Origin of the sequence: Flavobacterium sp. FlaQc-49, from assembly GCF_044005985.1 — a bacterium.
In the GTDB taxonomy this organism is placed as follows: domain Bacteria; phylum Bacteroidota; class Bacteroidia; order Flavobacteriales; family Flavobacteriaceae; genus Flavobacterium; species Flavobacterium cupriresistens.
This window is the reverse complement of the sequence record NZ_JBIPCS010000011.1, coordinates 18,740-32,485: the sequence shown is the minus strand read 5'-3', so window position 1 is coordinate 32,485 and position 13,746 is coordinate 18,740. Positions and strand designations below refer to the sequence as shown.

Sequence of the window (13,746 nt, the reverse complement as noted above, 5' to 3'; positions counted from 1 at the left end):
TTTAATCGTGTTGAGCAATAACGGTTGTATTCATTCCGGCTCTTAGAAAATCTGTCTGCGCATCGTTCTCCTGAAGTTTTATTTTTACCGGAATTCTTTGTTCAATTTTTACAAAATTTCCGGTAGCATTATCCGGTGGCAATAATGAAAATCGCGCGCCACTTGCAGGTGACAACGAGGTAATCACGCCAACAAAATCTCTTCCTTTTACTGCATCTGCTTTAACAGTGACTTGCTGCCCTACTTTTAAGTATTGCAGTTGTGTTTCTTTAAAATTTGCTGTCACCCATTTTTCTTTACTCACAATAGCAACCAACGATTGCCCTTCTTTAATCAGTTGCCCGGGCTGAATTGTTCTTTTTCCAACCCAACCGTCATAGGGCGCCGTAACAACCGTATAAGACAAATACAAAGCCGCATTGTCTGCGATCGCTTGCTTCGAATGAATTACAGTTGTCGCAGTAGGAACATTTGCCGCTGCCTGAGAAGTACTTAAACTTGCCAATTGAATTCGGTTTTTGATCTCCTGACAATGCGCCTGAGCCAATTCGTAATCTGCTTTCACTTTTTCTAATTGTTGTTGCGTTGCCGCTTCTTCTTTTACCAAAGCTCTGTAGCGATCGTACTCTGATTTTGCCTTCCACAAATCGGTTTTCGCAGCCAATAATTGCGATTCACTAATCGCCGAAGTCCCAGATGTTGTTTTTACATTTTTTTCAGCAACAACACTATTTTGTTTCGCATTTTGAACATCGGCCAAAGCCACCTCTAACTTTGATTTATATTCTCTGTTATCTACCACAACCAGCGTATCGCCTTTATGTACCAACTGATTTTCTTCGTAACGAACTTCCTGAACATAACCTGTAATTCGGGACATAATCGGGGTAACATATTGCTCTATTTGCGCATCGTTGGTTTCTTCGTGGTTTTTAGTAAAAACGTAAAACCAGATTCCCAAACTAATTCCGCTCACAATAAGCACAATTGCTACTAATTTTACAAAAACATGAAAAAACGCACCGGTCTTTTTTCCTTTATTTGCCATAAATTCTATTCCTAATTTTTATTGAATTTTAAACTCTTCTTTTAGCATTCCTGCCGTGCGCAACAATTCGTAATGTTTCATTGCCGCGTCAATACGGGTTGAAATTTTATTGAATTTAGCTTGTAATAAAGCATTATCTGCATCGACCATTTCGGTCACCAAAACCAACTGATTGAAGTATTTCAATTTTACAATGCGGTAATTCTCATCAGCCAGTTCCAAAGCCTTATCGACCACTTTAAATCTTTCGAGAATTTCCTGATACTGGGTATGGTTTCTATACAATTCGTCTTTTACCTTGTCTTTTACAATTTCGGATTGCAGGACCTGCCACTGAATTTTGGTGTTCGCGATCTCTACTTTGGTTCTGTTTTTATACAGACCCGAAAGATCAAAACTGGCCGCAATACCAACCTGTCCCAATGAATACAAATACGGATCTGGCGGGAAGAACTTATAATTCGGATAGTTTAAACTGTAATTTCCAAAGAAATGAATACTTGGGTAATAATTCCCTTTTACCAAATTCAATTCTGTTTTTTTGACTGCAAGTTCCTGACTGGAAATTCTCATTTCTTCGTTTTGCAAAGCATGAGTCATATAAGAGTCATACGGATCAATACTATTCATTTCATCAATATCTGCCGTTGTATCAATAGCTATCTCTTGCTCTTCGGATACTTGAAGCAGCGTTTTGAAATCATGAAGTGCAATTTTGATATTTTTAGAATTGGTCAGCGCATTCAATTCCCGATCCGAGAGTTGCAACTCAGCACGAATCACTTCGTTTTTAGTTACCGTACCGTGCTTTTGCAGCGATTGAACTTCTTTGAGTCGGTTGTATTCTTCTTTGATATTCTCTTCAATGATTTTCTGAAGTTGCATCATTTTGTAAATCCCCAAATAGGTTCCAATGACTTCTAATTGAATATCATTTTCTGATTTCTCCTTTTTTATAAGGGCGATTTTACTTTCCTGATTGGCAATCTTAATGGCATTGTTGATTTTATTCCCAACATAAATTGGCATTTTAACAGCAGTACCAACCTGATAGATTTCAGGAATTGTATTGGTAACTTCTTTGTCTTTCAGGAATCCTCCTTTGAATTCTGTCAAATTGGTGATTCGCGAATACATTCCGTTCAATTCAACTTCAGGCAAACGAAGTTCTTTGTTTTCTTTAATATTTTCTTTTGAAAGCGTAACTTCAAGATTGGATTTGAGAATATTTCTGTTGTGCTCTCTGGCTATTTTAATTGCTTCTTTTAATGAAATCGTAGCAACCTGCTGAGCGTATGAAGTGGTAAATCCTATAAAAAAAAGAAACAAAGTCAATCTTTTAAGGAATTTTTCCGGTGTGGAAATCGGTTTTATAAGGAACATGAATACATAAAATAAATTATGATGCAAAGTTCCTGCATTTTTTTAATGACTGATACTTCTAAAAAGTCAATAACATATTCATTTCGGACATTTCTAAAAATTCTTATTTTAAGCGAAACCGTTTTAAACTATTGAAAAATAATGCGCTAAATTCTCACGCAGATTTAGCAGATTAAGCAGATCCTTTTAATCTTACTAAAAGCGGAACTTTGCGGCGTGAGATGTTAGTAACCAACCAGGATTCTTCCTCTTCCAAATATTGGATGCGATTTCTCCTTCGTCGAAACAATAAAAATCCGCCCAATCTGCTAAATCCGCATGAAACATTCCCTACCTAGTTCGTACCAAAATCTCCTCACCCCCCAGATAATCAGACGGGCGTTGTCCTAAAATCTTAAAAAAAGTATTGCTAAACGTGGGAACACTATTATAGCCCACTTCCTGAGCCACTTCTTTTACAGAAAGTTTTCTTTCTAATAATAGCTCAATTGCTTTTAAGATTCTCCTGATGGTATAATATTGAATGAATGACATCTTAAGATCCTTTTGAAACAAGCGATACAAAGAGCGTTCGCTATAGCCGAATTCATGCGCAACTTCAGCAAACAAAATCGTTTCTCCCAGATTGTTTTCTATGTGTCGCAGAATTTTACCCAATCTCGGGTCTTTCGGCAAAGGCAATTCTAAAGGTAAATTGATCAGACAGATTTGAGGAAGAATCGCTTTTATCGCTTTGGCAATTACAAAATTCGGACTTCCATCCTTAAGATCACCGTTCCATTGATTCGTAAAAAGCATCATTTGAAGCAGCAGATTATTTACGGGATAGATTCCTTCGTTTTCATAGAAATCATTTTCGTTCCTTTCAACGGGGAAATATAAATTTCGCATCATCACATTTTCAGATTTTGGATGAATGCTGTGCTCTACTCCACCCGGAATCCATATAAAATGTCGTGCTGGTAAAAAATAGGTTTTGGTTTCGGTAGTAACAAACACGACATCGCCTTCGGCATAAAGCAACTGTGCTTTGTCATGTTTATGCGTCGGAACAAATAATTCGCCCATTACATCATGATGACAGTAAATGCTTTTTTGATCGGCATCTACTTTTTTTATGTAATACTTATCTACTTTATGATTTGTTTGTTCCATCGAAAAATAAAGATTTCAACCGCAAGGAATGCAAAAGGAAAATCGCAAGGTTTACAAAATACAACCATTACAACTTTACAAACTTGCTTAAATCCAAACGCTTTTTGCAGTTTAATTTATTACCTACTAAATATAAGGAAGAAAATGAGACGATCGAAAGTACTAAAAATAAAAAAGCCTTTCCGTTAAGAAAGGCTTCTTCCAATATTGCGGTCTGGACGGGACTCGAACCCGCGACCCCATGCGTGACAGGCATGTATTCTAACCAACTGAACTACCAAACCAACTGCGTTATTGTGGGTGCAAAACTACGACAGAAGTTCTGATTTCACAAGCTTTTTCACGTTTTTTAAACAAATAAAAATGTTAATTTTTCGAACATCCTGATAATTAGATTCGTTGAAATTAAAATTCCAATCTTTTAAAATTCCAAATTCCAATTTTGGGGATGAAAAGTCTTCTTTTTTATGCTGTAAATGTTTTTTTTCACCATATAAGTGATGTAAGTTTATTTGAAAAATTTTCTTGTTTGCGTGCTTTGCGCAATCTTTGCGGAACTGGCGGTTAAAATTTCGGCACAATTTTGGGTTTTGGAATTTTAAAAGATTGTGATTTATAGAAACAAATAATTCTCTTCACCATATAAGTGATGTAAGTTCATTTAATCCAAATTACGCAATAGAAACTTGAAAGGAATAAATCTGCGTTTGCTGAGCTTGTTTTTGCGGAGTTTCTTGCGGAGATTTCTCCTTCGTCGAAAGGACAAACCGTGTGTGTGTGTGTGTGTGTGTGTGTCTTTTTTAGATAAACTTAAATCTGCGTGCAAAAAATTAGTCATAAAATTAAAAGGATTCATATTGCTACAATTAAACTTTGCGAATCTAGCGGTTAAAATTTCGACACAATTCTGGAATTTGGAATTTTAAAAGACTGGAATTTATAGAAACAAATAATTCTCCTCACCATATAAGTGATGTAAGTTCATTTAATCCAAATTACGCAATAGAAACTTGAAAGGAATAAATCTGCGTTTGCTGAGCTTGTTTTTACGGAGTTTCTTGCGGAGATTTCTCCTTCGTCGAAAGGACAAACCGTGTGTGTGTCTTTTTTAGATAAACTAAATCTGAGTGCAAAAATTAGTCATAAAATTAAAAGAATTCATATTGCTACAATTAAACTTTGCGAACCTAGCGGTTAAAATTTCGACACAATTTTGGAATTTGGAATTTTAAAAGATTGGAATTTATAGAAGCAAATAATTCTCTTCACCATATAAGTGATGTAAGTTCATTTAACCCAAATTACGCAATAGAAACTTCAAAGGAATAAATCTGCGTTTGCTGAGCTTGTTTTTGCGGAGTTTCTTGCGGAGATTTCTCCTTCGTCGAAAGGACAAACCGTGTGTGTGTCTTTTTTAGATAAACTAAATCTGCGTGCAAAAAAAAAATTAGGCATAAATTAAAAAGGATTCGTAATTCTATAATTAAACTTTGTGAACCTTGCAAAATCTTTACGAACCTAGTATAAAAAGAAATTCACTTTAATCTTAAAAATCTGTGGCAAAAAAATAATTCGTGCAAATTGGCGCAATTCGTGGCAAAAGATTAAAAAATAGAAAACATAAACGACTTAATGACACTATTCCCTTTATAATGATTTGTAATTTTCTATGCGGAATTTCTAGTGTGATTTCTCCTTCGTCGAAAGGACAAACAAAACGCACAACTATTTAAAATTAAAAACTCAGTGAAGTTTTTATTCCCCCACAACTTTATAGACTTGACCCCACAATTTTGGAATTTGGGATTTCAAAAGATTGGAATTTACAAAAAACACTAATTGGTATAAATCAAAAAAGCCATCCACAAAAGTGGAAAGCTTTTCATTGGTCTAACTACTAAACCAGCTACGAGTTACAAATTCGTAGCAAAACAACACAACTAATCTTAGATACCGTATTTGGGCAAAAAAGCCTTTCCGTTAAGAAAGGCTTTCCCCAATATTGCGGTCTGGACGGGACTCGAACCCGCGACCCCATGCGTGACAGGCATGTATTCTAACCAACTGAACTACCAAACCTCTGCGTTATTGCGGTTGCAAAGATAGTATAGAATTTCGTTTCTGCAAGCGTTTTTGTAAAAAAAATAAAATAAATTTTCAAAATATTAGCCAAAGTTTTGTTTTTCAACTAAATATGTCGTGAGTATTTTTTCAAAATTATCGCCAACATTTACCGGAACGTACTTAATTTGGTTCTTTGCACAGGTCAAAGACAATTTTTTAAAGTACTCCTCTGCCCTTTTTTCATATTCTTCTTTTACATTATCGGCAAAAATAGACACTTCTTCCCCTGTCTCTACATCTATAAACTTGCGAGGGGTGTTGTCAAAGTCAAATTTAAGCTCTGTTTTATCATCGATCACATGAAACAAAACCACTTTGTGTTTATTATGCTTCAAATGCTGCAGTGCATTAAACAATTTTTCATCTTCTTCTGTCTGCAACATATCTGTAAACAGGATAATCATCGAGCGGCGGTGTATTTTTTCAGCGATCTGATGTAAATAAGTAATCGTATCGGTGCTTTTTTTGATTTTTGGTTGCTCTAACAATTGCTCTAATTTGTTGAGCAGCATTCTATGATGGCGGTCACTTCCTTTTTCGGGAGCGTAATATTCATAGGTATCGGAGAAAACACTCAAACCAACGGCATCACGCTGTTTCTTAAGGATGTTCATCAAAACCGCTGAGGCCAAAACCGAAAAACCAATCTTCTTTTCATAAAAAGGTTGATTTGATTTTAGTTCCGGATAATGCATTGACGACGAATTATCGACAATAATATGACAACGCAAATTGGTTTCTTCTTCAAATCGTTTGGTATACAAACGGTCTGTTTTGGCAAATAATTTCCAATCGATGTGTTTGGTACTTTCTCCCGCATTATACACCTTATGTTCGGCAAATTCAGCCGAAAATCCATGAAACGGACTTTTATGCATTCCGGATATAAAACCTTCTACCACCTGATTGGCCAGCATTTCGAGATGCTGAAAACTTGAAACTTTCTCTATTTCCGATTCGATTTTCATTCGGTTTCTTTTTTAATTTTTTGAGCACGATATAAACCGTCTGTTGCCTGCAATACTTTTCTTTTAAGAATTGGACTAAACTCCGGATTCTCTTTTAAAAATCGCTGTACTTCGTCAAAAGCATACTTTGAAGAATATTTACCAATGGTATTATTCAACCAGTCCTTTGGAAAGAAAATATCTCCTGTACGCTGAATTTCGTCTGTCAAATCTAATGAAAATCTAATATACTTTTGCGCACTTTCCTGACGTAACGGATGATGTATATTAGCCAAACCAACAGAAACCCACGATTCTTTCTCTCTGTTTTTATCGTCTTTTAAAGACTCTACAAAAGTATTTCGAACGGATTCTTCTTCAGATAAAGAGGGAAGCAGAAACTCAAAACGTTTTTGCTTGTCCGGATTTGAAATTGTTGTTCTGGTTTTCTCTAAAATCTCAACGGCTTTTTCATGTTTAAATATAGCCAAATTCATAGCGATATTGGTATAATCGTCCTCGTTTAATTTCAAACCTGAGACAACCCTTTCTTTAGTCCAGATCTTATATAACTTTTCTTTCCCTGAATCTGAATAGGCAATTGAACTAAACAAATTAAACAACGTCTTTTTGATATTTCCCGGTAAATTAGCCTGCAAACGTTCGTAAACGATATCTTCCAATTGTTTTTGCTTTGCGTTTTGTTGTTTTTCGGTAAGGAATTTCCAAAAAACCGAACTGGTCTGATTGGCGATTATTTTTAGCACCAATTCATTTTGTTCGCTTTGAATTCCTTTCACAAAACAATCAAACGCTTTAACGGGTAAAACAGTTCCCGTTAAGGTATTTTCATACATATTGCTGTAGGTTGAAGCTCTTGCAACCTCATCTTTTAAAGTCAAAACAGTTTCCAGATTCTTCCCGTCAAGCGGAAAAACACCATATCCAAAACCGTTGTAATTGTAAACCACACTAATCGGTTTCGGGAGTCCGGTTAACTCTTTTAAAAGAAGGCTTTTACCTTTTAGATTAACACTTACCACTTGTACCTTATCGGCATAAACCAAACCAATTTCAAAGATCTGAGGCCATACATTTGCCGATTTATCTTCTGCCTCTTGTAAAATTTCAAACTTCGAGATTCGGTTTTGGGCATCGTATTCTATTTTGTCTTTCAATAAGGGCCTTCCTGATTTATTCACCCATACCGTACTCCATTTTTGCATATCGAGTGGTGTTTCTGCATCTAGAATTTCAACCAGATTATTCCAATCCGCATTATCATTGGCGTATTTTTTAATGTATTTTTCAATTCCTTTCTGAAAAGCTACTTTCCCCATCGAAGCTTCTAATTGACGCATCATTATAGGTGCTTTGTTGTAAATAATACTTCCATAAAGAGAACCTGCATCTTTTAGATTTGCTAAGTTTTGTCTTATCGGGTGTGTTCCTAATGATCGGTCTTCGGCGTAAGCACTAGCATAGTGGGCTGTAAAAAACTGCAGATTGTGATTGACCTTCGGAAAAATCGGATTCATAATTTTATCTGCCATAAAATTTGCAAATACCTCTTTCATCCAGACATCATTGAACCATTTCATCGTCACCAAATCTCCAAACCACATGTGTGATGTTTCGTGAGCGATTAATTTAGCACGGTCCAGTTTCTCACTATCGGTTGCTGTATTGTCTAAAAACAAAGTCGATTCTTTGTATTGAATGGCGCCAACATGCTCCATGCCGCCATATTGAAAAACAGGAATCGAAGCGTAATCCAGCTTTTGAAATGGAAATTTACAATTCGTATATTTTTCTAAGAAATCCAACGATTGTTGGTGCAATTTAAAAATAGTATCGGTACTGGTTTGCAGTTTTTCGGGATTATTTTCCCGATACAACATCGTCATCTGTCTATTACCCGGCTTCTGAGTAACGCTTTTAAATTTTCCGGCAACAAATGAAAACAAGTAGGTACTCATCTTATCCGATTCCCCAAAAGTATATTTCACAAAATCACCTTGTTCTTGTTTGTCCTTTACAAAGCCACCTGCCAAAACTGACCATTCTTTTGGAACGGTAAGATTCAATTTATAAGTCGCTTTAATATCAGGCTGATCAAAACACGGAAATAAAGTACTCGCTCGATCCGGAACTAATAAAGTATACAGAAAATCATCGTTGCGGTTTAAGGATAAATTCCCGGCAATAAAGGAAATTACAACTGTATTTTTACCTAAAATTAAATTTTCAGTCGGAATAACGACATGCCCTTTCTCCTGCAAAATGGCACTGCTTTTTCCGTTTATTTCGATTGTTTTTAGGTTCTGCGCTTTCTCTTTAAAGTCTAAATACAAAGGCTCTTTTAAAGTAGACAAGGTAAGATTCAAAACCAGATTGGAGTTGATATCCTGCTCTTTTTGATTTGGAATCTCAAATGACAATCCGTAAGACACCTCTGAAATTTGTTGTTTTCGAAAACGTGCCAATTGCTCCGAGACACCGTTGTCTAAAACAAGAGTTCCTTTTTGTTTCGTTTGTGAGCACCCAATTGCTGCGATTGTAAAACAGAGAAGAAAGCTGTAGAAAATTTTCATTTTTAAGGATATTAAGATTTGCTAAAATTAAAGAAGACTTCCTTAGCTTTTACTATAGATCCTGACTTTTTATTCGATTTAACCAAATAGAAATAGGTTGCTGTTAAAATATAACAACAACCTATTGGTAAACTTAATTTCTTATTGGAATTAAATTATTCCTTAATATTCAAAGACTCACACACTTCCGAATAGGACATTTTTGAATAATCCGGCAGCACTTTCTTTGCTGCTTTTACACCTCCCGGAATAATAATATAACGATATTCTAAACTCTGAGGCAAAGTTAACATCACAGGCTGACCCGGAAAAGCCTCTGCTACGGCTGCTGTAAATCGACAAGAATCAAACGTATGTCTGTATATCAAGATCTTGTTTAAATTGTAAATAGAACTTATTTGATTGGTAGCTCCTCCTGCATCACTGATATAGGGAAGATTGTAAGGACCAAGAGAACCAATACGAAAATACGTCAGGATTACACCACTTTTTAAAATGTCAGCACTAAGCTCCGGTACATTTAAATGTCTTACTCTCAAACAAGTTCCGTCAACCGTTGTATCACGGCTTACATAAGGGGAGGTTTTCCAATCGCTATAAATAACATTTGCAGAACCGGTTGCTCCGTTGGTACCATTGGTTCCGTTAGTTCCATCCTTTCCATCTGCTCCATCCGCTCCGTCATCTGGTTTAGAACAAGAAGACAACATGGTTAAGATCATAATTCCCAGCATTAAAAAATTCTTTTTCATTTTTTCTGTTTTTTAAATTATTAATAATCAAACTTGTGATGTCTTTTTCAAATAAAAACAACACCAATAGGCCAACGACTTCCTTAATAGACGTCCTTGCATTCTAAAATATTCTGAATCAAAATTTTCAAAAAAAGAATTATTCCGTTTGTTGAAAATCGAAACTTAAATCGCCAATGAGCTCTTTTGTTGAAGTATCAGGAAAAGTCTGCGCTGCTCCTTTCGTCCACCTGAATTCATTAAATGTGATATTGGCTGCAACAATTGGGTATTTAACCACAGAAAACAAGCCTCCGTACTGATAAAAATCCTTGTTGTTCATACTTATCAAGTACTTTTTGTCTTTTATCAGGTTTAGATCTTCTATTTTTTTCCAGACCTGAATATTTGCCTCTTTTACATTTATTATTTCGGTACGCAGAACGGCTCTTGAATCAAAATCCCAAATCGTTACCCGCAGCCCCGGACTTGCGCCAGGCAATTTTACCGTAATTGCTTTGATGTTTCCTTTTACAGTAGGGGTAAAAACCAATCCCAACTCTTCTGATGGGTTATTCATATAATCGTACCTCTTTAATCCGATTTGAGCAACAACTGAGTTTAACGGGTTCTCCACTTCATAATTTGTGACAGTCTCTTTATCATTGTCGCTGCTGCAGGAGACACTAAAGAGAGCAGCCAATAAAACGGTGAAAAATATTTTTATAGTTTTCATAGTCATTTTAGTTTTAAATCTTAGTAAATAGCTCTTATTTAATTCAATAGCCTTAATTTTGTAAAAGTCAAAACGGGACAAACAACAGTTCCTTTTTCTAATGAATTAATTCCAAAACAAATTTGCACGATTAAAACCGACGCAAAAACAGCTAATAGACGAACAACATTTTAAATAGACAGACGACTGTTTTTTTAGTTGTTCTTATCGTTTTTTGCATTTATTAAATTCTGTTTTATGATAAAAAAATACACCTGCATTATTATCGACGATGACGAAATAGACAGACTAACTGTTCTTTCTTATGCGAAGAAGTTCCCTGTGCTGGATATTTTAGGTGTTTTTGAATCGGCAGAAAAGGCGCTTCCTTTTATAGAAAAAGAAAAAGTTGACATCTTATTTCTGGACATCGATATGCCGGGGTTAAACGGAATCGATTTTAGAAAACAAGCTTTGGCTATTCCGGTTTGTATTTTTATAACGGCACATCCCGAGCATGCCGTAGAGAGTTTTCAGATCGAAACATTAGATTTCATCGTAAAACCTTTAAAACAGGAACGTTTCACACAAACGATAAATCGTATCGAAGAGTTTATGGAAATCAAACTCAAAGCCTCCCTTTTTGAAGCAAGTATTGGCGGCGACACCATTTATATCAAAGAAGGCCATGAGCAAACCAAGGTTAAACTCCATGAAATCCTATACCTCGAAGCTCTTAAAGATTACACACTGCTGATCACAAACAAAAAAAGGCATTGTGTTTTATCGAGTATCGGAAATTTATTAAAAGAAGATCATTTTCAATCTTTTATCCGAATTCACAGAAGTTTTGCCGTTCAGAAACAATTTATTCAAAAAATAAATGCGACCGAAATTGTACTAAACAACAACATCGCTATTCCTGTTGGAAGAAGTTACAAAGAAAATCTAAATCTGTTCTCATGAGAAAAATAGGTTTTTTGTTTTTTATCTTATTTGCGATTGCTGCTTATCCGCAACAAAAGCCCGATTTAACCCCATACAAGACTACAGAACAAAAACTTAAAGTCTGGCTAAAATATGCCAATACTGCTTTAGATTCAGAAAATTATCCCAAACTGTTATTAATTACAGAGAAAGGAATTGATCTCGCCAAAAACCATCCTGCTTATCTTGGTCGCTTTTACCTTTATCGTGGGATTAGTTATGAATTCAGCAACAATCAATATCAAAAAGCTTTAACAAATTACGAACTCGCGTTACAGTATGCCAAAAGCAGCAAACAAATTAAAACCGAAACATCGGCTTTAATGCGCCTCAATTATACGTATTATGCACTTAATGAAACAGCCAAAAACAAAGAGCTGATTCTTTACATCAAAAAAATACTGGATACCACAAAAAGCAATTATATGAAGGCCGTTCTTTACGGAAGTCTTGGAGAATATTATCTGAATTATTCGGAGTATGAGCCTTTCATTCAGTATCAGTTAAAAGCAATCAATTATAAAAAACTTCTTGAAAAAAGCGTCGCTAATACCGAGAACATTGGGGTTTCTTATAGCCAGATTGCCAGTGCGTATGTAAAAATGAAACAGTACCATAAAGCCATTGAATACTTAAACGATGCCAAACCTTATATCAAAACTTCTCCCTACATAAGTGCTTTCTCCTGCAACTACTATATGCAATCTTTTGTTGCATTAAATAACCTTGACAGCATTAAAAAATACTACAATTTAATCCATACCTACCCATCGGTAAACGATTCCTTATTTCTTAATTTAAGTTTTGCCAACCGAAGTATGTCTGAATATTACATCGGGAATCATCAGTCAAACACCGCTTATAAATACGCTCAAAAAGCCGTTTTATTCGGGCAAAAATCAAATGATGATGAAATTCTCATGGAAGCCAACACCATAATGGGAAAAGTATGGTATGAAAAAGGCAATTATAAAAAAGCAATCGAAACACTGACCCTGGCCTCTAAAAGCGCCCTTACTTACGACAAAGAGTCCTTTGTAACCATCAATAAAAAACTTTCTGAAAGTTATGCTGCTCTGGGGAATTGGAAAGAAGCCTACCGATACAATAAAATCTACAGCAAATACAATGACGAAATGCTGCAGGAATCAGCCAAACAAAGTATTGCCAACGCCGAAGCCCATTATCAAAACAAAACCAAAGGGCAAAAAATAAAGAATCTTTCAATTGAAAATACCATAAAAAACATTCAGATTAAAGAGTCGGAAAAACAACGTCTGTTTTTAATTGGCGGACTTAGTCTGGTTGCCATTATTGGATTGTTGTTGTTTAATCAGAGTCGGAATCGCAAAAAAACGAATCAAAAACTGCAGCTTTTAAACAAAGAACTCGACGAAGCCAATAAAATAAAAGCACGCTTTTTTGGCATTCTAAACCATGACTTAAGAAGTCCGATTTCGAATTTAATCCACTTTTTACACCTACAAAAAGAGAGTCCGGAGCTACTCGATGAAGCCACAGCTTTGCGCATGCAAAACAAAATTATTACCGGAGCTGAGAATTTATTATCGTCTATGGAGGATATATTATTGTGGAGTAAGGGACAAATGGAAAACTTTAAACCGCTGCAAAAGAAGGTTACTGTAGCGCTTTTATTCGAAGAAACACAGAAACATTTTTCGAGTGTAGAAAATGTAACATTTGTATTTGAAAATCCCGAAAATATCATCCTTGAAACCGATGAAAATTACCTCAAAACAATCATTCGGAATCTGACCGGAAATGCTATTCAGGCGCTTAATCAAACTTCGGACGGGGTAATAACCTGGAAAGCCCACCAAGAAAACAACAGCTATTTTCTTTCTATAACCGACAATGGTTCAGGCGGAACTCGAGAAGAATTTAAAGCCTTATACGATCATTCTGAAGTAATCGGAATTAAAAATGGTTTAGGATTGCATTTGATCCGCGATCTGGCAAACGCCATTAATTGCAAAATCGAAGTGGTGACAGCCCTTGGTTCCGGAACAACTTTCACTATTCTATTTCAATAAAAAAAGGT

The 13,746-nt window shown here is 35.6% G+C and carries 9 protein-coding genes and 2 tRNA genes; 2 read left to right on the top strand and 9 right to left on the bottom strand.

From position 1 onward, the window contains the following. Window position 1 precedes the first annotated feature (1 nt). The 9 genes from ACHRV3_RS18760 to ACHRV3_RS18720 all read right to left on the bottom strand — a co-directional run bounded on the left by ACHRV3_RS18760 (window position 2) and on the right by ACHRV3_RS18720 (window position 10,718). The gene (locus ACHRV3_RS18760; protein WP_395435861.1) at window positions 2–1,048 is read right to left on the bottom strand and encodes an HlyD family secretion protein; all 1,047 of its coding nucleotides are present in this window, start codon (window positions 1,046–1,048) and stop codon (window positions 2–4) included. An 18-nt stretch (window positions 1,049–1,066) separates the two neighbouring features. Then, window positions 1,067–2,377, bottom strand: a complete 1,311-nt coding sequence (locus ACHRV3_RS18755) for a TolC family protein (protein ID WP_395435862.1) — start codon at window positions 2,375–2,377, stop codon at window positions 1,067–1,069. 384 nt (window positions 2,378–2,761) lie between these two features. Then, a complete protein-coding gene (locus ACHRV3_RS18750; protein ID WP_395435863.1) occupies window positions 2,762–3,586 on the bottom strand; it encodes an AraC family transcriptional regulator in 825 nt (274 codons plus the stop codon). A gap of 210 nt (window positions 3,587–3,796) precedes the next feature. Then, window positions 3,797–3,870: transfer RNA gene (locus tag ACHRV3_RS18745), tRNA-Asp, on the bottom strand. 1,721 nt (window positions 3,871–5,591) lie between these two features. After that, a tRNA-Asp gene (locus tag ACHRV3_RS18740) sits at window positions 5,592–5,665 on the bottom strand. Window positions 5,666–5,751: 86 nt separating this feature from the next. Continuing rightward, on the bottom strand, window positions 5,752–6,678 hold the full coding sequence (locus tag ACHRV3_RS18735) for a DUF58 domain-containing protein (protein ID WP_047777708.1): 927 nt from the start codon (window positions 6,676–6,678) through the stop codon (window positions 5,752–5,754). Continuing rightward, window positions 6,675–9,251, bottom strand: coding sequence for a M1 family metallopeptidase (locus ACHRV3_RS18730; RefSeq protein WP_395435864.1), 2,577 nt, complete (start codon window positions 9,249–9,251; stop codon window positions 6,675–6,677). The genes ACHRV3_RS18735 and ACHRV3_RS18730 overlap by 4 nt, the downstream gene beginning before the upstream one ends. A 155-nt stretch (window positions 9,252–9,406) precedes the next feature. Further along, on the bottom strand, window positions 9,407–10,003 hold the full coding sequence (locus ACHRV3_RS18725) for a hypothetical protein (protein ID WP_395435865.1): 597 nt from the start codon (window positions 10,001–10,003) through the stop codon (window positions 9,407–9,409). 139 nt (window positions 10,004–10,142) lie between these two features. Further along, window positions 10,143–10,718, bottom strand: coding sequence for a hypothetical protein (locus ACHRV3_RS18720; RefSeq protein ID WP_395435866.1), 576 nt, complete (start codon window positions 10,716–10,718; stop codon window positions 10,143–10,145). Window positions 10,719–10,955: 237 nt separating this feature from the next. On the opposite strand from ACHRV3_RS18720, the gene ACHRV3_RS18715 reads away from it, so the two are divergent. After that, window positions 10,956–11,663, top strand: a complete 708-nt coding sequence (locus ACHRV3_RS18715; protein ID WP_395428080.1) for a LytR/AlgR family response regulator transcription factor — start codon at window positions 10,956–10,958, stop codon at window positions 11,661–11,663. Then, a complete protein-coding gene (locus ACHRV3_RS18710) occupies window positions 11,660–13,738 on the top strand; it encodes an ATP-binding protein (RefSeq protein ID WP_395435867.1) in 2,079 nt (692 codons plus the stop codon). The genes ACHRV3_RS18715 and ACHRV3_RS18710 overlap by 4 nt, the downstream gene beginning before the upstream one ends. Window positions 13,739–13,746 lie beyond the last annotated feature (8 nt).